27 protein-coding genes are annotated in these 25,586 nt (G+C 68.4%); 11 read left to right on the plus strand and 16 right to left on the minus strand.

Annotated elements, in window-relative coordinates; all coding sequences use genetic code 11:
* Window positions 1-101 precede the first annotated feature (101 nt).
* The 3 genes from A3OM_RS0110780 to A3OM_RS26115 all read right to left on the minus strand — a co-directional run bounded on the left by A3OM_RS0110780 (window position 102) and on the right by A3OM_RS26115 (window position 2,273).
* On the minus strand, window positions 102-1,205 hold the full coding sequence (locus A3OM_RS0110780; RefSeq protein WP_018043769.1) for a helix-turn-helix transcriptional regulator: 1,104 nt from the start codon (window positions 1,203-1,205) through the stop codon (window positions 102-104).
* A 473-nt stretch (window positions 1,206-1,678) separates the two neighbouring features.
* Window positions 1,679-1,957 carry a hypothetical protein gene (locus A3OM_RS0110785; protein ID WP_157196466.1) on the minus strand — a complete coding sequence of 93 codons (279 nt, stop codon included), beginning with the start codon at window positions 1,955-1,957 and terminating at the stop codon, window positions 1,679-1,681.
* 163 nt (window positions 1,958-2,120) lie between these two features.
* On the minus strand, window positions 2,121-2,273 hold the full coding sequence (locus A3OM_RS26115) for a hypothetical protein (protein ID WP_018043771.1): 153 nt from the start codon (window positions 2,271-2,273) through the stop codon (window positions 2,121-2,123).
* Between the two features lie 326 nt (window positions 2,274-2,599).
* Here A3OM_RS26115 and A3OM_RS26570 point away from each other — a divergent pair, with 326 nt between their 5' ends.
* Window positions 2,600-2,731 carry a hypothetical protein gene (locus A3OM_RS26570; RefSeq protein WP_018043772.1) on the plus strand — a complete coding sequence of 44 codons (132 nt, stop codon included), beginning with the start codon at window positions 2,600-2,602 and terminating at the stop codon, window positions 2,729-2,731.
* Between the two features lie 112 nt (window positions 2,732-2,843).
* Here A3OM_RS26570 and pqqA read toward each other — a convergent pair whose 3' ends face one another.
* The 3 genes from pqqA to A3OM_RS25815 form a co-directional block, all read right to left on the minus strand.
* Window positions 2,844-2,933, minus strand: a complete 90-nt coding sequence (gene pqqA, locus A3OM_RS23810; protein WP_018043773.1) for a pyrroloquinoline quinone precursor peptide PqqA — start codon at window positions 2,931-2,933, stop codon at window positions 2,844-2,846.
* A 183-nt stretch (window positions 2,934-3,116) separates the two neighbouring features.
* Window positions 3,117-3,932, minus strand: coding sequence for a shikimate 5-dehydrogenase (locus A3OM_RS0110805; protein ID WP_018043774.1), 816 nt, complete (start codon window positions 3,930-3,932; stop codon window positions 3,117-3,119).
* Between the two features lie 84 nt (window positions 3,933-4,016).
* Window positions 4,017-4,199: a hypothetical protein gene (locus A3OM_RS25815; RefSeq protein WP_157196467.1), complete on the minus strand. Its 183-nt coding sequence runs from the start codon at window positions 4,197-4,199 to the stop codon at window positions 4,017-4,019.
* Window positions 4,200-4,724: 525 nt separating this feature from the next.
* On the opposite strand from A3OM_RS25815, the gene A3OM_RS0110815 reads away from it, so the two are divergent.
* Entirely contained in the window at window positions 4,725-5,228 is a 504-nt protein-coding gene (locus tag A3OM_RS0110815) for a ferritin-like domain-containing protein (protein WP_018043776.1), read from the plus strand.
* Window positions 5,229-5,270: 42 nt separating this feature from the next.
* On the opposite strand, the gene A3OM_RS0110820 is transcribed toward A3OM_RS0110815, so the two are convergent.
* From A3OM_RS0110820 to A3OM_RS23815, 4 genes are all read right to left on the minus strand, one after another.
* Window positions 5,271-6,599 carry an LLM class flavin-dependent oxidoreductase gene (locus A3OM_RS0110820; RefSeq protein WP_018043777.1) on the minus strand — a complete coding sequence of 443 codons (1,329 nt, stop codon included), beginning with the start codon at window positions 6,597-6,599 and terminating at the stop codon, window positions 5,271-5,273.
* A gap of 117 nt (window positions 6,600-6,716) precedes the next feature.
* Entirely contained in the window at window positions 6,717-7,826 is a 1,110-nt protein-coding gene (locus tag A3OM_RS0110825) for a GNAT family N-acetyltransferase (RefSeq protein ID WP_245257781.1), read from the minus strand.
* A 77-nt stretch (window positions 7,827-7,903) separates the two neighbouring features.
* On the minus strand, window positions 7,904-8,836 hold the full coding sequence (locus tag A3OM_RS0110830; protein WP_018043779.1) for a hypothetical protein: 933 nt from the start codon (window positions 8,834-8,836) through the stop codon (window positions 7,904-7,906).
* Window positions 8,837-9,005: 169 nt separating this feature from the next.
* A complete protein-coding gene (locus tag A3OM_RS23815) occupies window positions 9,006-9,833 on the minus strand; it encodes a hypothetical protein (protein WP_018043780.1) in 828 nt (275 codons plus the stop codon).
* 350 nt (window positions 9,834-10,183) lie between these two features.
* Here A3OM_RS23815 and A3OM_RS0110840 point away from each other — a divergent pair, with 350 nt between their 5' ends.
* Both A3OM_RS0110840 and A3OM_RS25820 read left to right on the plus strand, forming a co-directional pair.
* On the plus strand, window positions 10,184-11,296 hold the full coding sequence (locus A3OM_RS0110840) for a hypothetical protein (RefSeq protein ID WP_245257782.1): 1,113 nt from the start codon (window positions 10,184-10,186) through the stop codon (window positions 11,294-11,296).
* A 57-nt stretch (window positions 11,297-11,353) separates the two neighbouring features.
* Window positions 11,354-11,515: a hypothetical protein gene (locus A3OM_RS25820; RefSeq protein WP_018043782.1), complete on the plus strand. Its 162-nt coding sequence runs from the start codon at window positions 11,354-11,356 to the stop codon at window positions 11,513-11,515.
* A 26-nt stretch (window positions 11,516-11,541) separates the two neighbouring features.
* Here the strand turns inward: A3OM_RS25820 and A3OM_RS0110850 are convergent, their stop codons facing one another.
* From A3OM_RS0110850 to A3OM_RS0110860, 3 genes are read right to left on the minus strand one after another with little or no spacing between them, the layout of a single operon-like run.
* Window positions 11,542-12,879 (minus strand): O-antigen ligase, encoded by a 1,338-nt coding sequence (locus tag A3OM_RS0110850; protein ID WP_018043783.1) that lies wholly within the window; start codon window positions 12,877-12,879, stop codon window positions 11,542-11,544.
* A gap of 13 nt (window positions 12,880-12,892) precedes the next feature.
* Window positions 12,893-13,855, minus strand: a complete 963-nt coding sequence (locus A3OM_RS0110855; protein ID WP_018043784.1) for a glycosyltransferase — start codon at window positions 13,853-13,855, stop codon at window positions 12,893-12,895.
* Window positions 13,855-14,934 carry an endo-1,4-beta-xylanase gene (locus A3OM_RS0110860; RefSeq protein WP_018043785.1) on the minus strand — a complete coding sequence of 360 codons (1,080 nt, stop codon included), beginning with the start codon at window positions 14,932-14,934 and terminating at the stop codon, window positions 13,855-13,857. The genes A3OM_RS0110855 and A3OM_RS0110860 overlap by 1 nt, the downstream gene beginning before the upstream one ends.
* Before the next feature lie 268 nt (window positions 14,935-15,202).
* Here A3OM_RS0110860 and A3OM_RS0110865 point away from each other — a divergent pair, with 268 nt between their 5' ends.
* The 6 genes from A3OM_RS0110865 (at window position 15,203) to A3OM_RS0110890 (ending at window position 22,112) form a co-directional block, all read left to right on the plus strand.
* A complete protein-coding gene (locus A3OM_RS0110865; protein ID WP_018043786.1) occupies window positions 15,203-16,534 on the plus strand; it encodes a hypothetical protein in 1,332 nt (443 codons plus the stop codon).
* Between the two features lie 100 nt (window positions 16,535-16,634).
* Window positions 16,635-17,615 carry a DUF6492 family protein gene (locus A3OM_RS0110870; RefSeq protein WP_245257783.1) on the plus strand — a complete coding sequence of 327 codons (981 nt, stop codon included), beginning with the start codon at window positions 16,635-16,637 and terminating at the stop codon, window positions 17,613-17,615.
* A gap of 272 nt (window positions 17,616-17,887) precedes the next feature.
* Complete coding sequence (locus tag A3OM_RS26120; protein WP_198290816.1) at window positions 17,888-18,082, plus strand: hypothetical protein; 195 nt, start codon at window positions 17,888-17,890, stop codon at window positions 18,080-18,082.
* Window positions 18,079-18,957 (plus strand): polysaccharide deacetylase family protein, encoded by an 879-nt coding sequence (locus A3OM_RS23820; RefSeq protein WP_018043789.1) that lies wholly within the window; start codon window positions 18,079-18,081, stop codon window positions 18,955-18,957. The genes A3OM_RS26120 and A3OM_RS23820 overlap by 4 nt, the downstream gene beginning before the upstream one ends.
* Before the next feature lie 324 nt (window positions 18,958-19,281).
* Window positions 19,282-21,234: a GumC family protein gene (locus A3OM_RS23825; RefSeq protein ID WP_018043790.1), complete on the plus strand. Its 1,953-nt coding sequence runs from the start codon at window positions 19,282-19,284 to the stop codon at window positions 21,232-21,234.
* Entirely contained in the window at window positions 21,231-22,112 is an 882-nt protein-coding gene (locus tag A3OM_RS0110890; RefSeq protein ID WP_018043791.1) for a WecB/TagA/CpsF family glycosyltransferase, read from the plus strand. Before A3OM_RS23825 ends, A3OM_RS0110890 begins: the two co-directional genes overlap by 4 nt.
* A gap of 14 nt (window positions 22,113-22,126) precedes the next feature.
* On the opposite strand, the gene A3OM_RS0110895 is transcribed toward A3OM_RS0110890, so the two are convergent.
* From A3OM_RS0110895 to eno, 3 genes are all read right to left on the minus strand, one after another.
* Window positions 22,127-22,783: a DUF1345 domain-containing protein gene (locus A3OM_RS0110895; protein WP_018043792.1), complete on the minus strand. Its 657-nt coding sequence runs from the start codon at window positions 22,781-22,783 to the stop codon at window positions 22,127-22,129.
* A 110-nt stretch (window positions 22,784-22,893) separates the two neighbouring features.
* Complete coding sequence (locus A3OM_RS0110900; RefSeq protein WP_018043793.1) at window positions 22,894-23,310, minus strand: DUF393 domain-containing protein; 417 nt, start codon at window positions 23,308-23,310, stop codon at window positions 22,894-22,896.
* A 164-nt stretch (window positions 23,311-23,474) separates the two neighbouring features.
* A complete protein-coding gene (gene eno, locus A3OM_RS0110905; protein WP_018043794.1) occupies window positions 23,475-24,764 on the minus strand; it encodes a phosphopyruvate hydratase in 1,290 nt (429 codons plus the stop codon).
* 354 nt (window positions 24,765-25,118) lie between these two features.
* Here eno and queF point away from each other — a divergent pair, with 354 nt between their 5' ends.
* Window positions 25,119-25,586 carry a preQ(1) synthase gene (gene queF / locus A3OM_RS0110910; RefSeq protein ID WP_018043795.1) on the plus strand — a complete coding sequence of 156 codons (468 nt, stop codon included), beginning with the start codon at window positions 25,119-25,121 and terminating at the stop codon, window positions 25,584-25,586.

Genomic DNA, 25,586 nt, shown 5'->3' on the forward strand with positions numbered 1-25,586 from the left:
TAGAGCTGCGCCCGACCACGTTGGGTCGGGACACATCTCTAGGCCTTTGTCTTGCCGCGCTCTTTTTCGCCGAACCGGCATCCACTTCGACGGAGAGCGCTCTATAGCCCGAAATGCCGGCTCAGGACGATCATCAGTTCGGTCTGACTGCCCGTGTCGGTCTTGACGAAGATCTTCTTCAGATGCGTCCGTGTCGTATGGATCGACATGCCGAGCCTGTCCGCGCATTCCCCGGTGCTGTGGCCGGCGAGCAGGGTATGGCACAACTCGGCTTCCCGAGACGTGAGCCCGTACGATGTCTTGAGGACATCGGCGTCGAGGTCCCCGCTTTCGTTGAGATCCGTGATCGTGAGGATCGCCCGGCAGCCATCGAAATATTCCAGTCCGGCCTTGCGGAGCGACTGGGCCCGCAGTGTGAGGGGCCGCTTGGCCACCCTGCGGACGACGACCGGCGCCCGGGACAGGGAAACGCCCTGCGGATCGGACCAGAGGGCGGCGGCGATGTGCGCACGAAGCCGGGCGGTGGCCTGCGCATCGGAGGGAACCACGAGTTCCCCCAGCCGCACGTTCAGGTCGGGTCCGAACAGACGTTCCGCGCTGCTGCTCACCCGCAGCACACGTCCCGTTCTGTCGAGGAGCAGGCTCGGGCTGCGGACCGTTTCCAGGGCCTCGGCGATGCCCGTGAGGCGCGCCTCGCCGAGGCTATGGGCCAGTTGCGCGGCCCGGTTGAGGGGGGCGATGAGGCGCCGCAAGGCGATCTGGTCGTCCAACGTGTAGGGCCCCTGCTGGATGGTCCGCTGCATCATCATCGCCCAGGCATCGTCGCCCGCCTGGACCATCAGTCCGGCGGACCATTGAAAGCCGTGGCTGTGCAAGTAATCGGCATAGAACGGTTCGGACCGCATCGCGTCAGGCGTGGCATAGTCCTGGTCGACGAACAGGCCGGTCCTGAGGAGCTTGGGCACGCCTCTCGAGCGGTAGTCGTTCTTCGACCAGCCGCCGCGAAAGTATCCGTCGGCCAAGGCATCGAGACTGGCGCTCATCGGCAGTCCGGGCACGCGGCCCTTCAACGGGATCGCGACGACCCCCCTCGCGTCCGTCGCGGTCGCGATCCTGGCGACCGCCTTGTCCCAGTCATGCGACTGAAGCGCGGAGGTGACGAGCGAGTCTTCGATGTCCTGCAAAGTCTCGTCGTCGAGGTCCATCTCAGTCCTTCAGCGACACGATACGCTCCCGCGCAACGCCGCACACTATCGGCGATAATCAGGACTAACCTGCCCGGATCGGATTTGAAAGACCGACCAGTTTTTTCGCATGGAAAGAATAATATCATCCGTCGAGACAGTATAGGTCGGTCGGATATAACGGTCGTCCAGCGCTCATTATTGAGCCGGGACCCTATCCGGGTCGACTGCCGGATCGTCGCTCGCTGAGGTTTCTCATCGTGCGATCGACGAACGATGCGCGCGAAGGCATGGGCGCGAAGGCATGGGCGCGAAGGCATGGGCGCGAAGGCATGGGCGCGAAGGCATGGGCGCGAAGGCATGGGCGCGAAGGCATGGGCGCGAAGGCATGGGCGAACGCGTCGAACGGAATCCATCCGGCCCTATCCGTGCCGCCCGCACCGCCGTCGTCGAGGGGATCGGGCCAAGGGCGGCGCCTCGGTTTGTCGCCGCGATCAGGCCGGCTCGTAGGCCGTCGCCGACAGTCCGGTGCTCTCCGACGCCGTGTCCTGCGAGGGGGCGCCCAAGGGGCCGGCATGAAGCCGGGCGATCAGCCGTGCCATGTCCTCGGGCAGGTCGGCGGCGCAGTCGAGGCCGAAAGCGCGGTCGAGGGCTGGCATCGTGCTGCGCAGGAAGGCGTGGGACGCCTCCGCGCCGGGGCGGGGCGGGGCCGACGTCGTGGACGGAATATGCAGGACGGGCGTGCCGAGGGTGGTTGTGGGTAGAGCGAGCATGGCTTCCACGGGGGTGCGCGACGCGCCTTGCGCGATCCCTCCGCCGGGCATTCGCGGCGGCCTGTCCCGTAAGGCCGCTCAAGCTAGACCGTACTGGTTGAACCGTACCTGAAGGGCGCCCGCCGCCTTTGCCGCGATCCTGTCGCCGGGGCCGACAATGGAATCAGATGTAGTGCCGGAAGACGACCTGGCTCTGGGGTTCCTTCGTCTTGCCGCGCTCGGATCCGTCGACCGTGGGGCGGCTCTGGATCAGGGATGCCGGCATCACCAGGGTGACGAGGGCGAGCAGCCAGCGGAAGGGACGTGCAACGGTCATGTCGGGTTCCTGGGCTGAGTCGCGGTCGGATCGTCACCTTGAGATCATGCGCCTATGGCGGCTGAATGGTTCATGGCTGGTCGCGATCCGTTTCGCTGTGCCGGCGCGCACATCGGCTCCGCCTCCCCGGGACGGCCCCGTCTTCAGCGGCGGTGCCGCCACGGACGAGGGGGCGAGCGCGATGGACCGCCGCCGGACCTCGTCTCCATCGCGCCGCAACCCGAGCAATTGGGTCTGACACGGATGCAGGCCCTGGTGGCGATGGCCATCGGCCGGGGAAGCTGGCCCTGGGAGGCGCGGAATCCCTCGCGATCCGCGAGGGCATCGTGCCGGTTCACCTGGAGGCGATCTTCGGCAGGCTCGGCCTCAGGCGTCAGAGCGAACTCGCCATCATCGTGGCTCGCCCGGATGCCATCCTGAGCCGGCGGCGGGAGCGCGAGGGCGGCACCGAGCGCTGAGCGGCTCAGGTCTTATCGGGTCCTGAAAACGCAAAAAGCCGCCCGGAGGCGGCTCGTCGCGGAGAGGTGAGTCTCATGTCATGCGCTGGAAGCTCGAACGCTTCCGGCGACTTCAGTTGAAGGTGTCGATCTCAGCCGACTCGTAGCTGGTGACTTCCATGCCGACACACACTTCCTGAACGACGGGGGCAGTCCAAGCCATGATGTTTCTCCTGCGTTGCAAGTCTTCTTTAGAAGACATCTCGATTGCGCGGGCTCACCGCGCTTGAGAGATACCTATTGCCCGCCCCCCGCCAAAGCAAGCCGAAAGACGGAAATATCCTGCAGGAGTCCCTTAGTTTTCTCTCATGGAACGGCGCATGAGCTCTCATGGGCAGAGAGCGCGTCAGGTTCGGGCGAAGGCCGCAGCGTCGGCGACCTGATCCTCGCCCGGAATCTGCCCGGTATACAGGACGAACTGCTCCAGGGCCTGCAGCACCACGACCTCGTGGCCGGTGATGAGGCGCTTCCCCACGTCTTCGGCCGCGCGCAGGAAGGGCGTCGTCGAGGGCAGCGCCACCACGTCGAAGGCGATGGTGCTGGCGGCGATCTGAGGGGTGGGGAAGGCGAGGGCATCGGCCTCCGGGCCTTCCATGCCGAGGGGCGTGACGTTGATGAGGAGTGGGGCCTGCGCCTCGCCGATCTCGGCGCGCCAGGCATAGCCATGGCTGTCCGCCAGGGCCCGTCCGGCCGGCTCGTTGCGGGCCACGACCGTGCCGTTCGGGAAGCCCGCATCGCGCAGGGCCGCGACGACGGCCTTGGCCATGCCGCCGGAGCCGCGCAGGAGGAACGGCGTGAGCGGATCGACCTCGTGCTTTTCGAGGAGCAGGCGGATGGCGATGTAATCGGTGTTGTAGCCGGTGAGGCACCCGGCCTCGTTCACCACCGTGTTGACGCTGTCGATGGCCGCCGCCGAGGCTTCGAGGCGATCGAGAAGCGGGATCACGGCCTCCTTGAACGGCATCGAGACGGCGCAGCCTCGGATGCCCAGAGCCCGTATGCCGCCGATCGCGGCGGGCAGGTCGGTGGTGGTGAAGGCCTTGTAGACGTAGTCGAGCCCCATGAGCTCGTAGAGCCGGTTGTGGAAGCGCGACCCGAATTGGCCCGGTCGTCCCGACAGGGACATGCACAACGTGGTCTCGCGTCCGATCGGCGGCTTCATCGCGGTCTCCGGCTGGCCGGAGGCGCGGTGCGTCCCGCGTTCCGGCACCGGAGCGATACCATGTCCCGTGATGCGTGGCGCCCGTCAGAGCTTCCGGCTGCGGCCATCCTCCAGGATCGCCTCGGCATGGTACCAGCTGTCGCCGAAATCCATCCTTGGCAACGCCGTCGGCTGCGACATGCGCCCTGCGAGCTCCACCACGGCGTTGACGCCCTTCCGCATGCCCGTCGAATAGGCACGTGCGGGTGATGCGCTCTTTCTGGGCACGAAAGTGAAGATTTCGGCCGAATTCCGAGGTGCGCTCAAAGTCATGGTTCGACGTCTCCGATGGCTGCTGGGCGTTCATGCCCCCGACGTCTCGTGATGATATGAGCTGTGTCTGATATTTGCACCGGCTAAACGTACGAAAAACAGTACATGCCGGTAATTCGAGCATGCCTTAATTTGGTTCACGCGTCGAATGATGTTGCACTGCCGCGGCTCGACGCCTCAGGCACTCCCCTGCCCCGGGCCGATCCGGTTCTCCGGCGCGGCGCCCGCACATCCGTGAGAGGGGCGCGGTCCATCGCCGCGGCGAGGCGAATCCCGACCGCTGCCGCCTCATGTCGTCCGGAACCATCGCGGCGTGAATCTCTTGATCCGTCCTAGCAAGCGCGCGCCGAAATCATGACGTCACCTGGATCGATCTTTGCCGTGTACAAATAGTCGCTGGGTCATGATCCAGGCCATCGTCGATGAAAGCGTGCCGCGCCTGTCCGATGCGTCACGAATTCACTCACGGAGGAACGAGCCATGGGCATTTTCACCAAGGACATCCAGACCCTCGACGACCTGTTCGTGCACACCCTGCAGGACATCTATTACGCCGAGAATCAGATCACCAAGGCGCTGCCGAAGATGATCGCCAAGGCGACCGCTCCCGAACTCAAAAGTGGGTTCGAGAAGCACCTCAAGGAAACCGAAGGCCAGATCGAGCGCCTGGAGAGGGTCTTCAAGATGCATGGCCATACGCCGAAGGCGGTGACCTGCCCGGCCATCGACGGCATCATCAAGGAGACCAACGAGGTTTCCGGAGAGATCGGCGACAAGCAGGTTCTCGATGCCGCCCTCATCGCCTCCGCCCAGGCGGTGGAGCATTACGAGATCACGCGCTACGGCACCCTCGTGGCCTGGGCCAAGCAGCTCGGCCGGGACGATTGCGCCGGCGTGCTGCAGCAGACCCTGGACGAGGAGCGCGCCACCGACGAGCGCCTGACACGTTTGGCCGAGAGCCAGGTCAACCGCCGCGCCGCCTGACCCGAGAACGCCGCCCTCCCCGGTCGGAGGGCGGCCCGTCCGTCAGGCCGGGAAGAACTGGTTGGCCGGGCGCGGCAGGCCGAGATGGTCGCGCAAGGTCGTGCCTTCGTATTCGGTGCGGAACAGGCCCCGCCGCTGGAGTTCCGGCACCAGGGTATCGACCACGTCGTCGAGGCCTTCCGGCACGAACGGGAACATGACGTTGAAGCCGTCGCAGGCCCGCGTCACGAGCCATTCCTCCATCTGGTCGGCCACCTCGGCCGGCGTCCCCACCATGGTGAGCCCGCCATAGCCGCCGACCCGCTGGGCGAGTTCGCGCACCGTGGCCCCGGTCTTCCGGGCATAGCCGACGATCTGGGCCTGGGCGCTCTTGCTGGCATTGGTCTCCGGGAGATCGGGCAGGGGCGCGTCGAGGTCGAAGCCCGAGGCATCGACGCCGAGGCGCACCGAGAGGTTGGCGATGCCGCTGTCCGTGGGCACGAGCGCATCGAGCCGGGCCTTCTTGGCCTCGGCTTCGTCGCGTGTCTCGCCGAGGACGATGAAGGCGCCGGGCAGGATCTTGAGATGGTCGGGATCACGGCCGGCGGCGGGCATCCTGCCTTTCACGTCGGCGTAGAACTCCTGGGCGGCGGCGAGTTTCGAGCCGGCGCCGAACACCATCTCGGCGGTCTCGGCGGCGATCTGGCGTCCGGCCTCCGATGCCCCCGCCTGCACGATCACCGGCCAGCCCTGGACGGGGCGGGCGATGTTGAGCGGCCCCTTCACCTTCAGGAACTCGCCGGCATGGTCGAGGACATGGAGTTTGTCGGGGTCGAAATAGACCCCCTCCTCCACGTCGCGGATGAAGGCGTCGTCGGCCCAGGAATCCCACAGGCCGGTGACAACGTCGAAGAACTCGCGGGCGCGGGCATACCGGACCGCGTGGTCGAGATGGGCATCGCGGCCGAAATTCAGGGCCTCGTCCGGGTTGCCGGAGGTGACGAGGTTCCAGCCGGCGCGACCGTTGGAGATATGGTCGAGGGAGGCGAACTTCCGGGCCACGTGATAGGGCTCGTTATAGGTCGTGGAGGCCGTGGCGATGAGCCCGATCCGTTCGGTGACGGCGGCGAGGGCCGGCAGCAGGGTCATCGGGTCGAAGGAGGTCACAGTGGCGCTGCGCTTCAGCGCGGCCATGGGCATGTTCATCACCGCCAGATGGTCGGCCATGAAGAACGCATCGAACTTGGCCGCCTCCAGGCGCTGGGCGAAGCGCTTGAGATGGGGAAAGCTGAAATTCGCGTCCGGATATCCGCCGGGATAGCGCCACCACGCGGTGTGGATGCCGATCGGCCGCATGAAGGCGCCGAGATGCAGGCGACGAGGTTGGCTCATGCGGGGCTGTCTCCGTCCGGCCGATGAAAGCACGGTGTTGGAATACAGCAGCGGCGGGAGAAAAGGGTTCTGGTTTTTGCCGAGCTAGGCAACGACCATGCTGGGAAGCCGCCGCCCTCACGAGCGGCGCTTGCGCCAGAGCAGGATGCCCCGGCAGGCGATGTCCCGCACCCGCCTGTCGAGGGCGGGATAGCGGCGCAGGGTCGCGACCAGCCTCGCCCGCGCCGCGCCCGTCAGGCCGCGCCAGCCGAGCGGCGCGACGAGGTCCACCAGCGGCAGCGGCTCGACCCCGAAACGACGTTTGTAATCGTAGTCGCCGATGCTGAAATCGAACGAGCGGCAGCCCTCTCGGTGGAGGGCCTCCATGGTCTTGTCGATCACGAGGCGGCCCGGCGAGCAGTTCGACCACCCCTCCCCGGCATTGCTGATGCGGATCATGACGTAGGTGTCGGCATCGCGGATGCCGAGCAGCGCGGCAACGACCTCGTCTCCCGCCATCAGGGCGCTGACGACGGCATAGCCGCGGCCGAGCCCTCGTCCGACGAGGCGACGGTAGAAGGCGTCGAACTCGGCCTCGTCGAGGCGGTAATCGGCGCCGATGCTGCGCATGCGCGCCTCCTGCTGGCGCGCCATCACCTCCAGGACCCGCTGCGCCTCGTCCTGGTCGGTGACGATGCCGAAACCCGTCTCGGGCTCGCGGGAGAACACCCGCCAGCTTCGCTCCAGCTCCTTGCGCACGGTCTTGGCGAGGCTGCGATGATAGGCCTCCCAATCCTCGCCCGTCCTGACCTCGTTGCCGTTTAGCGGGCACGGGCACACGCCCCTGAGGAGGGACAGCGGATTGGGCCCGTCGGCCAAGGCCGCCGGCATCTTGCGCAGGGAGAGAAGGTCGGCGCGGGGCAGCGCGGAGCGGATCGCCCGCCATAGCTCCAGGGCGCCGGCATGGTCCCTCGGAGCCGCTGGGCCGAGAAGCGGCGCGTTGTAATCGGTGAGGCCGAGATCGGCGAAGGCGATGATGCGGCGGGTCCCCGTCTCGTCGATCACGAGGGGAAGATGCAGCGCGAGCGCGCCCGTCGCCCTGTCCCGCGCCGTCACCAGGAGGGGCGTCAGCCCCGCGCGGGCGTGGAGCGATTCGTACCAGGTCTCGATCCAGGCCGGATCCTGGAACGGCGTCGGCGCACCGGTCCATCCGGGCACGCACTCCGTCCAGTCGGATGCGATCGCCACATCGTAGCTCCGCGCTCCGGACGCGCCGGTTCCCGATGGCGCGATGCCCCGGCGATGGGCCGGGAGCGCCGTCCCGCTCACGCCGGAGCGGAGAGTTCGAGGATCTGGCCCGGACGGGCCGCATCAAGGCGGAAATCGACGGCGCGGCGGGCCGCGCGCTCCTTCTTCACCCAGGCGCCGTCACGCAGAAGCTTCTGCATCACCGCCTTCGACCAGTAGCCCGGCCCGGTGATGGCGTGGCTCGCCGGTTCGCGGCCGAAGCGATGGCGCAGCATGCCGTTGGCGAGGTTGACGATCTGCTTGCGGCGGATCGGCTCGTCCACGAAGGAGACCGTCATCGACACGTTGAGGCAGTCGAGGTTTTCGACCCGGTGAGGCGCGTTGAGGGGCCAGCTCAGCATCTGGCCGGGCGACAGCTCCATCACCTGGGCATGGGCGTCGTACCAGGGGGCGTAGGGCATATCGACCTCCACATCGAACAAGGCGATGTCCTCGAGATGCCTCGGCGTCACGAAGGGCGGGGTCGAGGGATAGACGTAGACCCGCTTGGCGCCGATGATCTGCCACAGGTGCTGCCCCGGCAGGTCGGCATGATAATAGACCTGGGCGTTGGGCGACGAGATCAGGATGCCGCAGGTGGATTTCGCCGGCGAGAAGCGGGGAACGCGCCGGGCCAGCTCCTCGAACATGGTGTCGAGCGTGTCGCGGTAGCGCCGGTCGACGGTCTCGACATTGCGCAGGTTGAGCCACATCCGCCCCTGCGCGATGGACTCGATCACCTGCGCACCGGGAAGTCCCCCGGTTTCGCCCTCGCGCCAGAACTTGCGCTGACCGGGCGCACCCATATGGACGAGGCTGTACCGGTCGCGCGGATAGGTGTCGATCAGGTCGGCCAGGGCCTCCCGCGAGAACAGGGGGGATTGGTGCAGCCGATGCTGGAGCCGCAGGGGCTGGTGGCCCCAGAGGGCGCTGTGAGTTTCGTCCCAGGAGGTGAAGATCGGGTCGTTCATGGCTACGGTCAATCCGTATCGTGTCCCGCTGCTCTTCAGACGAGGTGGGTCGGTCCCCCTGCGGGACAGGGGCGATCCATTTCCGGACATCATATCCGACTGAGATGGAATCTTTGCATTCGCGGTGCCGCCGGGACAGGATTTCTGCGCGGGCCGCGTGAATACGTCGTCATGGCACTGCGGATCCTGCCGGGGGCGATGCCGGCCCCTCCCCGCCGACGAGCATGGCCGCGATCCTGCGGACGGCGGAGGACAACCCGGCTCCATGCCGGGGGGCCAGCCGGTCGGGCAGCCTGTCCCCCATCGCGCGCCAGAGATGGTGGCGTTGGTCGTAGGGCGTCGTGTCGAGGAGCCACCGGTGGGTGGACGGTCCGTTGGTGGGGCGCTGGCGCGTGACTGCCGCCTCGGCCGCCATCACCCAATCGGCGAGGGACACGAGGTCCGCATCCGACGCATCGGTCCCGAGCGCGCACCACAACAGGCCGAGCCCATAGAACGGCAGTTCCGTCCCCTCGTCGGCGACGAGGCGGGGTGTCAGCCAGGCGAGGAACGCCGTCGCCGTGTCGTCCAGCTTCTCCACGACGGCGTTCTCCGCACGGGATCGCGGAAGCCGGCCCAGAGCGTGAAGGCTGTCGAGCAGGCTGGCCAGCGTCTGGCTCTGCCCGTCCAGATCCCGGTTGTCCGGCTCGCCCATCGCCCGGAGGAGCGCCGCGCAGGCGAAGGCGCGCCGCCAGTGCCGTTTTACCTCAGAGGCCTCATGGGCCGGCTCATCCCAGCGCGTGAGTTCCAGCACCTCCCGCGGCCACCACGAAAGGCGCGCGAGCGTGCCGTCCCGGATGAAGGTCCGGAGGGCGGCGAGGTGCGCGTCGGCATCCTGCCCGTAATCGGCCCGCGCGATGACGATCCGGTCATCCTCCGAGAGTATGCCGGCGAGGAGCCGGAACAGTGCATCGGCATCGGGCGCAACGGTTGCCGGCGGGGGCGAAAGCGCGATCATGACCGTGTCAGCTTAGCAGGTCGGGCGACATCGGTCTCACGGGCATGGCATGATGCGGGCCGGGGCGGCCGAGCGCGTCGTCTCCTTCCTCCGCGATCTGCCTGACGCGGACCAAACAGGCACGGGACCCCGTGGGGAGGGCAGACGGTCGAAGGCTCGCCGGTTCGAGGTCGTTCGGGCGAAAGCCTTTCGCAAGCGACGGTCTGCTAAGCAGGTTCGCATCGGCAAGCCAACGCTTCACCTCGCTTAGACCTTTGAAGTGTCGCAGGTTTTGGAACGCAAAACCGGTGACCGCTTTTGCCGAACCTGCTTAGGCCCCCCGGCCGCATACTCTTCCGGAATCTCGCCGCATGACGCAACGCCCTGGACCGGGAGAGACGAAGGCACCCTCCCCTTGCCTCCATCTCATGGGAACGGGGCATCCGCCCTGCGGCGTCGGCGATTTCGCGGGCCAGCTGGTGGAGGCGCTCGGGCTTCAGGGCCGGCCTCAGGAGACCCTCGTGCTCGCGCCGGGCCGCGTGCCGCTCGGCCAGATCTGGCGCGCCGTGGGGAAGAGCCGCGCGGTCGTCGCCAACCTGCCCGTGGTCGCCTGGAAGCGGGCGTTCTCCGGGCCGCCTTCGGCTTTCGCCATCGCGCTCCTGCGAGGCCGGCGACGGGTCGCGATCCTGCACGAATGGGGCAGCCTGCACCGCCTGCGCCGGCTCGTGCTGAGGCCGCTTCTCCTCCTCGCGGACACGATCGTCCTCCTGTCGCCCCAGGTCCGGGACGAGCTCGCCGCCGATCCGGTGATCGGCCGTCTCGCCCGGCGGGCAGTGATGATGCCCCTGCCCCCGAACATCACGCGGCCCGAAATCAGCGTGCCGAGCGCCCTGTCCGAGCGGATGCGCGCCGCCCGCGGGCAGGGCCGTCTCGTGGTCGGTCATTTCGGCTCGATCTATCCGGGCAAGCAGCCGGAGGCGATCCTCGACATAGCCGCCAGCCTGAAGGCCCGCGGCGCCGACCCGCTCGTCGTCTTCATCGGTTCGTTCATCCGCGCCTCGGACGGAATCGAGGAGATTTTCCGGAACAAGGTCGCGGCACTCGGCCTCGCCGGGACCGTCGTGGTCTCCGGCTACGTCGCCTCGCCGGAGGAGCTGTTCGGCCTGTTCGACGAGGTCGATGCCTTCGTCTACGTCCTCCCCGAGGGGCTCACCGCGCGCCGCGCCAGCATCCTGGCCTGCGTCCAGGCCGGACGCCCGGTCATCGTCACCGAGCCGGCCCGCGCGGACGAGTTCGATCACCATCCGCGCTTCCGCGCGCTCCTGTCCGGCGGGGCCATCGTCCTCGCCCCGGGCGGCGCCGGACCGGAGGCCTATGCCGATCTCGCCCTGGCCGCGTCGGCACGGCCGACTCTGCCCCCCGCCCTCGATCGCCGGGTCTGGTTCGCCGACGCGGCCAGCAGCCTGAGGGATGCCCTCGGCTGACGGTCCGGGGTGCGAACCTTGCCCTTTCGCAGCGATCGAAGGGCAAGGAGACGCGTCATGACCCAATCTGACCCAAGCGGCGTTCCGGAAACGAGCAGGTCCGGCTGGTCCGGACACTGGGCGGTCGGCGGGCTGGTCGTCGGCTGCGTGGCGACCGTGCTCTGGTGCGGCCTGCTGATGACCCTCGGCGGCTGGGCCGTCGGAATCATCGAGTTCTGAGGGCGCCATCCCGAACGTGGGGCGTCTCACGCGCTGCGGAAACGGGCGAGGTAGCGCAGGCCGAAGACGGAGATCAGGAAGGTGACCCAGACCGGGTCTCCTCCATCAAAGAAGAAGCTCTCCATGCAGGAGAGCAGCAGGCCGAACAGCCAGACCTGCACGAACATCGTCACCAGCGGGCCGGCCCGGCCGTTCGCCTCGATCCTCATCACGTCCCGCAGGGGGGCGGCGACGAAGATCGCGAGAACGAGAACGAGGCCGGGCAGGCCCAGGGTGATGGCGGTGTCGAGATAGCTGTTGTGGCTGTGCGAGGCGTATCCGGCCCAGCTCGACCCGTCATCGGACGCCGCGCGCACGGTGACGTTGTTCCAGAATGCCGAGAAGCCGTAGCCGGTGAGCGGACGCGCTGTGAGGGCCTCGATGGCGAACTCCCACACATCGGTCCGACCGGTGAAGGTGGAATCCACGGGCAGAGCCCGCACGACGGCGGCGAGGGGCTCGCTCACCACCGTACCGACGCTGAACAGGTTGATCGTGAAGAGCGGAACCAGAGTGAGGAGGATTCGGCCCGCGAACGAACGGATGACGCCGAACAGCCCCGTGATCGCCAGCACCGCCACCAGGAGCGCCGTCGCGCTCTTGCCTTCCGAGCCGAGGAGGAACAGCGCCGACAGGGCGACGATGACGAGGCCCACCGTCGCGAGCCCCGAACGCGCCACGGCGATGCCGATGAAGACCAGCATGGCCATGACCGCCGCCGCACTGTTCTTATGGCCGAACACGCCGCGCCAATTGCCCGCGAGCATGGGCTCCCCCACGTCCTTCGCCTGATGGATGGCGAGGTCCGGTACGAGCAGCATACCGAGATAGCAGGCGCTCAGCAGCAGCAAGGAGGCGATGGCCAGGAGGTTGCGCAGATCGGTCCTCGACCGCGCCAGCAGGGGCAGGCAGGCGGCTGCCAGCATCACGGAGCCCGCGAGGGTCAGGCGCTTGGCCGACGTCACGGGATCCTGCGACAGCACGACGTTCACGGCGAGCCAGGCTCCGAGCGCCAGGAACCAGGGCGAGGCGAAGCCGCGCAAGGCTTTGGCGTGAGCCGGGAGCGTCAGGGCGAGGCACAGCAGCGCGAACAGGCCGAAGCCCGCATAGGTGAGCCCCTCCCGCCCCGTGGCGAGTTCCAGGACGTCCGGATTGCTGAGATCCTGGAACGGTTTGAGCGAGATCCAGCTGAGCAGCAGGACAGCGAGGAAGACGACCTTGCGCGCGATGAGGATGGCGGGCGTGTCCGCGAGTACCGCCTGCAGGCGGCGCCATCCGCCGGGCGCGGCCTCCGATGCCGGCACTCCGATCGCCCCCGTCTTCATCGACCCGCCTCCTTCATCTCCCGCGCGTCCGCAGACGCGGGGTGCTGGCGCGGTAGGGCTGCGGCTCGATGCCCAGGGCCGCGAAGCAGCGTCCGAGGGCCACGAGGATCGGATGCAGGGCGATGGTGGGTTCCCGTGTCCGCACCAGATTGAGGATGGCACGTCCGAACGAGACCCCGAAGATGGCGAAGGATTTGCCGGCCAGGGTCACGAGGCCCAGACTGCCCTGCGCATGCTTGCGCTCGATCCGGTAATTGATGGCGCCGATCCGCAGGCCGCGTGCGGCGAGCCATCCCGTCCGCGTGCGGGCGAGAGGCACCGTCTCGGTGATGACCGCATCCGCCTCCCAGTAGAAGGTCACGCCGGAGCGGCGGGCACGGGTGAAGAAGTCGGTGTCGCCGCCGCCGAGGAAATTATAGCTCGTGTCGAAGGGCGGAGCTCCCATCAGCGCGAAGGTGCGCCGCGTGATCAGGCAATTGCCGCTGCCGTAGATCATCGGAACCGGCCCGCTCTTGTCATAGGCGGGGGCGAAGGCGGGGTGGGTGTCGAGGCCGGGCCGTGTTCCCGGTTGGAAGCGCGGGATCACCGGGCCGCCGACGATGCCGGCTCCTGTGCGCTGCGCCGTGGCCACCATGCGCTCCAGCCAGTCGGGCTGTGCCAGCTCGTCGTCGTCGATCATCAGGAAATAACGGGTGTCGGGATAGGCCGCGAGGGCAGTGGTGAAGGCGCGGTTGATCGCCGAGCAATTGCCCTGGCGCTGCTCGACCACGCATTGGCCCTGGAGCGGTCCCTTCGCGAACACCGCTTCGGCGGCCGCCGAGCCGGCCTGCGACGCGCCGTCGTTGTCCACCACCACGACGGCGAAGCGGAGGCCGGTCCGCTGGCGCGCCAGGGAGGCGAGGGTCTGGACGAGGTGCTCCGGCCGTTTGAAGGTCGGGACGCAGACCACCGCGTCGAAAGGATTGGCGCGCGCCATCACGACGCGCTTCCGGTGAAGCGCTCAATCACATTCATCAGCGGCTTGGGCCTCAGGTCGGAATCCAGGGGGAGCGGCCGGTTCGCCGTGCCGTCGGGACGGGTGAAGTATATCGGCACCCAGGTATAACGATCCGTAATACCCCAGGTAAGGACCTCGCTCGGTGGTATCACCTCATCCACGATCCGCAGGAAGTCGGCCGCTTTCCGCGCGATGATCTCGTCGCGGATGGCGACGTCCCTGGGCAGGCCGACATCGATCACGTCGAGCTCGGTGATCAGGACGTCGAGCTTCATCGCCGCGATCTCCCGCAGGAAGCCCTGAAGGCCGTCCCGGTCGATCTCCCGGTCGGCGAACAGGTGCGCCTGCAGGCCGATGGCGTGGATCGGGATGCCCCGGTCGAGAAGGGAGCGCGCGATGGCGAGGATGCCGGCGCGCCGCATGGCGAAGCGCGGGCCGACATACTCGATGTCGTATTCGTTGAGGACGAGCCGGGCCGCGGGATCGGCCGCGTGGGCGGCCTTGAAGGCGATCGGGATGTATTCGGCCCCGAGAGTCTTCGTCCAGACGAAGGGGCGCAGGTCCTGCGGCGAGGCCGGATCGTCGGGCATCGGCTCGTTCACCACGTCCCACGAACCGATGAAGCCGCGATAGCGGGACACCACCGTCTCGATATGGCCGGTCAGCACCCATTCCGCCTCGACCCGGCTGGTGATCGCCTCCGCCCAGGCCGGCATTCCGCCATACCAGGCCAGGGTGTGGCCGCGCAGGCCGAGCCCGTTCCGGCGGGCGAAGGCGGCGATCCGGTCGGCGTCGCCGAAATCGAACGTCTCCCGGTTCGGCCGCAGGACCGGCCATTTCAGGGCGCCCTCCGGCACCAGCAGGCGGCACCTCTCCGCGAGGGCGGCACCGTAGCCGGTATCCGCCATGAGCGCGTCCCCCCGGACGGCGGCGCCGAACGGGGTCGTCTTTCGCGGAGCGGCGAGGACCGGACGGTCGTGCAGGATGCCTCCCGCGCCGAGCACGCCGCCCAGGGCTCCCTTGAGGATGGACCGGCGATGGGGAAAGCCCTGTCTCATGCCGAAACCTCGCGACGGGTGGGAAACGTCCAAAACGGCACACTCCGCCGGGGCATGGCGAAGGATTTTGCAAGTTCGGGTCCGCACATGAGATGATAGACGTCCCGATACGTTCGATCGGTGCGGCATGCCGTCCGCCGCCCGGCGATCGAACCATGCACCTTAGCGCCAGAACTCGACGGCGCCTCGTTCCGACCCGCCCGCCTCGGGCGAGGCCGGCCCTCCTCCTGCCCCGTTTCGTGGCACGGGCTCTGCGGATGCATCGGCCATGACCGCCCAATCGTCCCGAAATCCGACACCCGGCGCGGGACGCCGCCTCGGGAGCCTGCGCCTCGCGCCCTTGCGCCTCGTGGCCGGCGCATGGTCGACCCACCGCACCGTGCTGATCGGCTACGGCCAGCTCCTGGCCGGCGCCGGCGGGCGCCTCGCGCTCCAGATGATCTACTTCCTGGTTCTCGCCAACACGCTGAGCCTCGCGGAGATGGGCGTCTTCGCCTCTGTCTCGGCGGCGGGCGTGATGATCGGTTGTCTGGCGGGCTTCGGCTTCCAATCCTTCGTGATGCGCTCTGCCGCCGGCCGGCGCTCGTCGATGGGAGGATATCTCGCCGTCTACTATGCCTGTTTCGGGCTCGCCTTGCCGATCATGCTCGGCCTCTCGCTGGCCCTCTACGTCCTGCTGTTCCGCAACGTGATCGCCCTGCCCGGCTATCTCGCGATCATCGTGGTCGAGGTGGCGCTGTGGCGCCAGATCGAGCTCCTCGTCCAGGTGAACAACGGACTCGGCCGCTACGCCGCCGCGGCCACCGTGGTGTCGCTTCCGGTGGGATTTCGCGCCGCCGCCGCCGTGGCGTTCTGGGCCGCGGGCGGTGGCGATGCCGAGACCTGGGCGCTCTACTATCTCGTCGGCAACGCGGTCTCGGTGACCGTCCTCGCCTTTCTCTTCCATCCGCGCACGCGGATGCGGTTCCGCGCGGTGCTGCTCAAGGGCCGGCTGCGCGACGGGCTCCTCTACGCCGCCTCCTACTTCATGTTCCTGGCCCAGGGCGAGATCGACAAGCTCATCGTCCTGACGCTGGCCGGCGAGCGCATGGCGGGCATCTACGCCATCTCGATGCGACTCATCGATCTCACCGGCGTGCCGCTGCGGCCGATGTTCATGATGTATTCGCGCAAGCTCATCCAGGCCGGCCGCGCCACCCGCGCGTCCTTGCGCGAATGCCTGAAGGTGGAGGCGATGGTGGCGGCCGTCTCGACGGGTGCCCTCGTCTTCATGGTCGCCGTCCTCTACATCCGGCCCGACCTTCTCGGCCCGAACGTCTCGGCGGCCTACGGCATGCTCACCGTCATCGTCGCCGTGCCGGCGGTGCGCAATCTCCTCGAATTTCAGGGCGAACTGTTCTTCGCCTTCGGCCGACTGGGGGTGCGCGCGGGCGTCACCACCGCCCTCATCGCCTTCAAGGCGCTGGCCTTCGTCCTGCTCCTCAAGGCGCTGCCCGATCCGGCGCAGTGGAGTCTGTGGCTGAACGCGATCTATGTCGCGATCTACGCGTTCTCCTTCCTGACCCTCTACGGACTTTTATGGCGGAACACGGCACCGTGATCGCGACACCCCGAGACAGGCGCCCTCCGATGACGGAATCCTTCACCCTTCCCGGCGCAGGGTCCCCCCGATGAGGGGCTGCGGATCGAAGGAGATGGGCATGAAGGCCGAGACCGGAGACCGTGCCTCCGCATCCGCGGGGCAGGACCGGGCCGAGCAGGTTCGGGCCGAGACGGTGGGCCTGATCACACTCAGCCACCGGGGCGATCTGGAACGATGCGCCCTGCTGTTCGAGAGCATCGATCGGCACGCGGCGTCGCGCGGCTGCCATTACGTCCTCGTCGACGAGAGGGACGTGGCGTTGTTCGCGCGCTTTGCACGTCCCGACCGGCGGATCCTGCCGCAGTCGCAGTTCCTGCCCTGGTGGATCAAGCCGATCCCGTTCCTGCGTCGGCGCCGGCTCCGCTACTGGCTCACGCCGTTCGGTAAGCCGGTCAGCGGCTGGCATATCCAGCAGATCGTCAAGATCGAGGCCACGCGCAGGCTGCCGGAGGCGCGCTACTGCCTGATCGATTCCGACGTCTGCTTCTTCCGGGACTTCGACCTCGCCGCGCTGGCCGAGCCCAATCCGACGCCGTTCCACGTCCATCCCGGCGGCGTCGTGGCCAACCGGCCGCGCCACATCCAATGGCTCGGCACCGCGAGCCGGCTCCTCGGCACCAAGCCCCAGAGTGTGCCCGCCGACGATTACATCGACCAGATCATCATCTGGGACCAGGCGACGGCGCGCGCGATGACCGACCGGATCGAGGCGGTGACCGGCCATGGCTGGGTCGCCGCCCTGTGCCGGGACCGTCATTTCTCCGAATACATGATCTACGGCACCTTCGTCGCCAACACGCCCTCGGCCATGGAGCGGCACGCGGTGACGGCGCAGAGCTTCTGCCGGACCCATTGGGACGACGATGCCCTGAGCGGGGCCGACATCCTCGCGATGCTGGACGCCGCCACCCCGACGGAGCGGGCCTTCTGCATCCAGTCCTTCGGATCGACGCCGCTCGCCACCATCCGTGCGAGTCTCGACGCGTTCCGTGCCGGGGATGGAGCGGAGCGCCACGATCGGCGGACGGAAGCGGCATGAGGCGGCCCCCCCGCGCCTAGACTTGCCGAGGCCGGGCGCTCGCGGGGGAATCAAGGACGGAGACGATCGGCACGCGTGCGAATACGTTTCCGTGCGCCCGGTACTTGGAAAAGTAAGATTTGCCGTGTCATGTGCGAGAGCACGGTCGACGCACTTTACCGGAAGGCGGATCCCCTCCCATGCTCCCGCAGAAGTCCTCGCTCCCGTCTCGCCCCATCAAGACGGAATAGAGACGGCGCATGCAGGCCATGGCACGGGACGACACAGCCACGATGGCGCGACAGGTCGTGTTGGGCGATCTCCACCACGATACGGAGATGCCGGCCGGCGAGGCCGGGTTCGGCGCGGAGACGCGGGTCCGCCGTCCTCGGCCGGCCAACCTCGCGGCGGGACGGCGGATCAACCCGCGGCACGGAGACGATCATCTCGTGCTGCGAAAGCGGTCCGCGCATCCGACGCCGCAATGACCCCCGACGCCATCCTCGATCGCGACGCGACCGACCTCAGGGCCCGGCTCTCGCTGCGGGCCCGGCTCTCGCATCGTCTGTCGCGGCATGTCCCGACCGCGCCCGCGCTCCCCCGCCTGTCCGGCCCGATGGTGAGCGTCACCTTCGACGACGTGCCGGACACGGCCTGCAGCACCGGTGCGGCCGTCCTCGACGCCCATGGCGCCAAGGGCACGTTCTACGTCTCCCGCACCCTCCTCGGCACCGCCACCGAGCATTGGCGGGTCGCCGGGGTCGAGGCCTTGGCGGAGATCCATCGCCGCGGGCACGAGATCGGCTGCCACACCCATGACCACAGCCTCGTTCCCACCCTCGACGCGCGGGACTTCGCCGCGGATATGGGGCGCAACCGGGACGCATTCGCCGCCCTCCTGCCCGGACTGACGCTGGAGAACTTCGCCTTTCCCTACGGGTATGCGTCACTGGCCGCAAAGCGCGTGCTGAGCCGGACCTACGGGTCGGGCCGCAGCATCATGCCGGGCGTGAATACCGGCCGCATCGACCGCTACTTCCTGCGCGCGAACCCGCTCTTCGACCGCTACCTCGACACGGGTCTCCTCGCCCGCCTGATGGACGAGGCGGTGGCCCGCAACGGCTGGGTCATCTTCTTCGGTCACGACGTCGCCGAGGGAGCGAGCCCCTATGGCTGCTCCCCCGGCCTGCTGGAGGCCACCCTCGCGGCCGCCGGCCGGCGCGGCATTCCGGTGGTCTCGATCGCGCAAGGGATGGCGCGGGCGCGTGGTGTCGCCGCGGAGCTGTGCCCCATGGAGGAGGCATCCCGTTCGTCGAGCGAGGTCTCGGTGCGGCTCGCGGAGGGCGGCTCGCGCGACCCGTGATCCCGACCGCATCCGGGGGGCTTTCCGTCCCGTCCGGCGTGGTGACGACACCATGTCGTCAAGACGTCGCATCCGTTTCCGTCGGGCCGCGTAAAGACGTGATTCATCATCGTTTCGCGTCGTGACGCATTCATTGATGGTCGACTGAGAATTTAATCTAATCTGGACTCGCGGTTGCTATTCCCTCGTGCATTCCGCCGCGCACTCCGCGAAGTGTGCCGGCTCGGGACAGGAGCGGATGGAAACGGGATCGTCCAGTCGGCAATCCCGGTGCGCGCCGGGCCCCGTTTTCCGTCGAAATTCCGCGATGTTGGGAGGCGATTGATGTTGGTCTACGACGATCCCCCGGCATCCGGCAGGCCCGGTACGGCCGAGCCGGAGCGGAGCGCGTATCGCCTGTCCGTCGGAGGCGTGTTCTCGGCCCTGCGCCGTCGCATCGTCTTGATCCTCGCCTGCGCCCTCGTTCTGGCGGGTCTCGGCCTCGCCGTGGGAAAGATGCTGACCCCGCGCTACACCGCCGAGGCGCAGATCTACATCGACCCGCGCGACCTGAACCTGGTCTCCCGCGAGCTGACCACCGGCGGCCAGGATTCCAACGCCTATCAGAGCGTGGTGGAGAGCCAGACCCGCCTCATCACCTCCAGCAGCGTGTTGCGCCGGGCCGTCGATGCCACCGGCCTCACCACGGACGACGAGTTCGCGGGCGCGTCCGGCGGGATGGTGTCGAAGATCGCCGCCGCCCTGGGCCTCGGGAGCCCGGACGCGCCGCCGGATGCCGAGGGCGACGCGAATGCGGCGATCGCCCTGCTGCAGCAGCGCCTCTCCGTGCGACGGACGGGCCGGACCTACGTGATCGACGTCTCGGTCTGGTCTCGGGACGCGGCGAAGGCCGCCCGCCTCGCCAATGCCGTCGTGGCGGCCTACCTCGCCGAGGATGCCGCCAGCCGGACGGAGGCGGCCAACCGCGCCAATTCCGGCCTCACCGCGCGCCTCGGCGAGTTGCGCAACGCCCTCAACGCCGCCGAGAACCGGGTTCAGGCCTACCGGGCCGAGACCGGGCTCGTGGGCACCCGCGACGCCCTCGTCAGCGATCAGCAACTGACGCAGATCAACGCGCAGCTCGCCGCCGCCCGCGCGCGTGTCGTGGAGGCGCAGGCCCGCGTCGAGCAGAGCCAGCGCATCGCCCGCGCCGGCCTGGATGCCGGTGCGACGGACGATGTCCTCGCTTCGCAGACCGTGGCCGGCCTGCGCGGCCAATACGCGGAACTCACCCGTCGACAGGCCGAACTCACCAACGAACTCGGGCCACGCCATCCCGCCGTCACCTCCATGGTCAAGCAGGTCGCCCAGGCGCGGCGCTCCATCGACCAGGAGGTCGCCCGCTTCGCCCAGGCGGCCCAGACCGACCTCGCCAAGGCGCGGGCCACCGCATCGGCCCTGGAGAAGAACTTCGACCAGGCCAAGGGCCGCACGGTCGGTCTCGCCCAGGCCTCCATCCGCCTGCGCGAGCTCGAGCGGGAGGCCGAGGCCAGCCGCTCGGTCTACGAGGCTTTCCTCACCCGCTCGCGCGAGACCGGCCAGCAGGCCTATCTCGACATGGGCAATGCCCGTGTCGTCTCCGCGGCGACGAAGCCGATCATGCGCAGCTTCCCGCCGCCGGCGCGCACGCTGATGGTGATGGGCCTCCTGGCGGGCCTCGGCCTCGGCGCGTTCCTCGCCCTGCTCGACGACTGGGCGCGTTTCGGCCGGCCGGAGCGCGTGTCGAGGCCGGCCCGGGCCTTCGCGGCAGCGCGGGCTCCCGAGCAGACGCAAGCCAAGGAGGCCCCGCCGGCCAGGGAAGTGCCGCGGGCCAGGCACGCTCCCGAGCCGACCCGCATGCCCGAGCCGGCCCCGCGGACCCGTTCGGTCGAGGCGCCGGTCCCGCCGCGTGCCCCCAGGGACAGCCGAAACCCCGCGACCCCCCGCGCCTTCCGCGCGGCCGATCTCCCCACACCCCGGCGATCGCCCATGGCCTTCTTTCGCGGCGGAGCGAAGGAGGCGGATAGCAAGCCGGCCGTCGAACCCGTAGCGCGAGCGGAGCCGGCACGTCCGGTCAGATCCCATATCCGTCCCGAGCCCGAATCCCGCGCCGAACTCAAGCCGCCCCACGAACCGGAACAGGCCGTGACACCGTCGTTCGATAATCCCGCCTCGGCCAAGCGTCCCGCGGGGAAGCGCGCCTCGACCACATCGTTCAGCGTCTCGGGCGCCGCTGCGCTGGTGGGAGGGGGACGATGACGACGCCGTCCCGGGCGGTCCTCGGGCAGGTTCCCGTGACCTTTCTCGGCGGGATGTCGATCGCGGCTCTGGGAATGCAGGAGACCGTGGATAGGATGGCCGAGGCCGTGCGCCTCCATCCGAGACCCGGAACGCCCCTCTATTTCACCTCGGCCAACGGTGAGGTGATGTCGCGGCACGCACGGGATGCCGAGTTCGCGCGGCTGGTGGACATGGCCGATCTCATCAGTGCCGACGGACAGCCGATGGTGACGCTGTCACGCTTCGTCGGCGACCGGGCCCTGCCCGTGCGGGTCGCCACCACCGACCTCTATCACGAGGTCGCCCGCAAGGCCGCAGCGGAGGGCCTGACCTTCTATCTCTACGGCGCCACGGAGGACGAGAACCGCGCGGCGGTGGCGACGACGCAGCGCCTGTATCCGGCGCTGCGCATCGTCGGTCATCACCACGGCTACCTCGCGGGCGACGCGCTGACGGACAAGATCGCGGAGATCGACGCCCTGGCGCCGGACATTCTCTGGATCGCCCTAGGGGTGCCGCGCGAGCAGGCCTTCGTGCGGGATCACGGTCCGCTCCTGCGCAACGTCGCCCTGATCAAGACCTCGGGCGGCCTGTTCAACTTCCTCTCCGGAAGCCGCAGCCGGGCACCGTCCTGGGTCCAGCGGGTCGGGTTCGAATGGCTCTGGCGGCTGGTGCAGGAACCCCGGCGCCTGTTCTGGCGATACTGTCTCACCAATCCCCACTCCCTCTATCTCATGCTCACGCGCAGCGGCGACCGTCGGCGCGCGCGGCAAGGCGAGGGCAAGACCGGCGAGGCGATGGTGCTGGCGGAGCCCGAGAAGGACGATCTCGTCGGGAGACGGGCGAAGGGAGCCTGACCCCTCCTCCGCGCTCAATGCTGCGCGAAGCCTGCGGCCATGTTCACCGCCAGGGCCAGGACGCTGGTGTTGAAGAGGTAGGCGTAGACGGTCTGTGCCGTCACGATCCGGCGGAAGGTCTTGCTGGTGATGTCGGTATCCGAGGTCTGTGACGTCGCCCCGATGGTGACGGAGAAGTAGAGGAAGTCCCAGAAATCCGGATCCTCGTTCCCCGGAAAATCCAAGCCGCCGCGGTGCCGGCCCGTCTCGACCTCGCCGTAGTAGAGGTGGGTGTAATGCACGGTGAAGATCACCTGCACGAAGACCCAGGCGCAGAGCATCGTCATGACCGCCAGGGTGAAGTGGGCGAGGCGCGGTGCATCCGGCTCGCGACCTCCGATCACCAGCATCGCCACGGCGCCGCAACTCGCGAGCCCTGCCAGGATGGCGAAGAGCGAGATCACCGGAGCGCTGTCGTCGAGTCGCGAGGCCTCCCGGCGCAGGGCGTCCTGCGACAGGGACGAGGTCCGCCAGATCACCAGGGCGGTGTAGACGACGACGCCGACGCACCAGCCGACGAGGAGGCGCGTCCAGATCGAGGCGAAGGGCAGGGCCACCGACAGCACCACCGCGAACACGATCGCCCCGAGAAGCCGCGGGCGCAGCAGGAAGGCCTGGAAGGGGTTCTGCATCGATGGGCCTCGCGCTCCGGCCCCCGGCTATAACGCCGGATCGCGCCGAACGGTCATCGCATCCCAGTGAGGAGAGGTGCGCTCACTGGGACCCGGCGGACGGCCCGGTATCACGCCTTGGGTGGGCGGCAGGCGGTGTCGCAGGAGGTCCCCGAGAACCGGGAGAACAGCCTGGCGAGATGAGGGCGCAGGGGCAGGAACCCGCGATAGGCGGCCTCGGCCAGGATCGGCATGCCGGGCAGACTCGCGAGGGTTGCGAGCCAGCCCCAGCCGGGCAACTCGCGCCAGAGCCGGATGAAGCCCGACGCCCCGGAGGCGAGGCGGCCCTGATCGTCCCGGACGTGGAAACGCGCCCGCGCGGCTTCGCGGCTGAGATCGGGGCCGAGCGTGGCGGGGGCGTCGTCGCCGCTGACGTCGACGAAGGCGAGGCGTTCGGCCCCGCGGCTACGCCGGTAGGTCCGGATCTCGGCGGAACAGAGCGGACAGGCCCCGTCGTAATAGACGGTCAATGCGGCGGGTGGGGTCATGGTGGGCGGTACCGTCCCTCTTCATCGGCTCCAGAGAGGGAGACCGTGTCCGGGGACAACGCCGCTACACGCGAAACGGCCACAGCCTCGATGGAAGCGGAGGTGTGGCCGTCTTTCGATGTGACGACGGAGGGGCACCCGTGTTTCGGGATGCCCCCCGCGGGTCAGCGGGCGGCGAAGGCCTTGAGCGCGGCCTTGCCGGCGTAGCGACCCTGCGCGCCGAGGCCTTCCTCGATTCGGATGAGCTGGTTGTACTTGGCCAATCTGTCCGAGCGGGCGAGCGAGCCGGTCTTGATCTGTCCGCAATTGGTGGCGACGGCGAGATCCGCGATGGTGGAATCCTCGGTCTCGCCCGAACGATGCGACATCACGGCGGTGTAGCCGGCGCGCTGCGCCATATCGACGGCGGCCAGCGTCTCGGTGAGGGTGCCGATCTGGTTGACCTTCACCAGGATCGAGTTGGCGGTGTTCTCCGCGATGCCGCGCGACAGGCGGGTGACGTTGGTGACGAACAGGTCGTCGCCCACGAGCTGGCAGCGGTTGCCGACCTTCTCGGTCAGGAGCTTCCAGCCGGCCCAGTCGTCCTCGGACATGCCGTCCTCGATGGACAGGATCGGGTAGGAATCCACGAGCTTGGCGAGGTAATCGACCTGGGCCTCGATCGAGCGGGTCTGGCCCTCGCCCTCGTAATGGTAGGCGCCGTCCTTGAAGAACTCCGTGGCGGCGCAATCCAGCGCCAGCACGATGTCGGTGCCGGGCTTGAAGCCGGCCGCCTGGATCGATTCCATCACGAAGTCGAGCCCGGCCTCGGCCGAGGGGAGGTTGGGGGCGAAACCGCCCTCGTCGCCGACATTGGTGTTGTGGCCGGCCTTCTTGAGCGCGCCCTTGAGGGTGTGGAACACCTCGGCGCCCATGCGCACCGCCTCGGCGAGCGAGGAGGCGCCCACCGGCATGATCATGAATTCCTGGAAGTCGATCGGATTGTCGGCATGCGCGCCGCCGTTGATGATGTTCATCATCGGCACCGGCAGCACCCGCCCCTGGGTTCCGCCGACGTAGCGGTAGAGCGGCAGGCCGGCGGTCTCGGCGGCGGCCTTGGCCACGGCGAGCGAGACGCCCAGGATGGCGTTGGCGCCCAGCCGCGCCTTGTTGGGGGTGCCGTCGAGCTCGATCATCGCCTCGTCGACGGCGATCTGGTCCTCGGCATCCATGCCGCCGATGGCGTCGAGGATGTCGCCGCGGACCGCGGCCACCGCCTTGCGAACGCCCTTGCCGCCGTAGCGTCCCTTGTCGCCGTCGCGCAGCTCCATCGCCTCGTGGGCGCCGGTGGAGGCGCCGGACGGCACGGCGGCGCGGCCAAAGGAGCCGTCCTCCAGCAGGACGTCCACCTCGATGGTCGGGTTGCCCCGGCTGTCGAGAATCTCGCGGGCGGCGATGTTGGTGATCGCGGTCATGCGTGCCCCTAGCTCTCAAGATGTGGTGCGGCGGGCGCTCGCCCGAGCCGTCATGATCCCGCGGGAACCCCTCAACCGAGGGATGAGCCAGCGGAACCGGTCTGATCCAGGGCAGGCTTATCCGTCAACACGCCGCCTCCGGCAAGCGTCCCCCTGTGCGCGGAGGGCTTCGGACCGTGACAAATCTTTGCGGAGCGCGCGAGAATTTCTGAAGCGGTCCGTTCGGGCCATCCCGCGAGGCCATGCGGCGGGCGAAGGGCCGGACTTCGCCGGCCGCGTCTACGCCCTTGATTTCATACGGGGAATCGAGGCGACACGTTCCCTTGCCGCGACCGGTGCGCTATAGCGGCGGACATGACCAGCCCGCCCCCCTCCTCCGACGGCCTGCAACTCGGCCAGGCCACCCCCCTGCCCGCCTCTCCGGAGGCGGCGCGCCTGGACCGGGTGCCGAATCCGCATCCCAAGACCGATTACCTCGCGCGTTTCACCGCGCCGGAATTCACCTCGATCTGCCCGGTCACCGGCCAGCCCGATTTCGGCATCCTGATGATCGACTACGTGCCCGACCTCTGGCTCGTGGAATCGAAATCGCTGAAACTCTATCTCGGCGCGTTCCGCAATCACGGCGCCTTCCACGAGGATTGCACCGTGGGCATCGGCCTCACCCTCGTCGACCTGCTCAAGCCCCGGTACTTCCGCATCGGCGGCTACTGGAACGCGCGCGGCGGCATCCCCATCGACGTGTTCTGGCAGACCGGCGAGCCGCCGAAAGCCATCTGGCTGCCGGACCAGGGGATCGCGCCCTATCGCGGCCGCGGCTGA

It is taken from the genome of Methylobacterium sp. 88A, assembly GCF_000376345.1.
Lineage (GTDB): Bacteria > Pseudomonadota > Alphaproteobacteria > Rhizobiales > Beijerinckiaceae > Methylobacterium > Methylobacterium bullatum.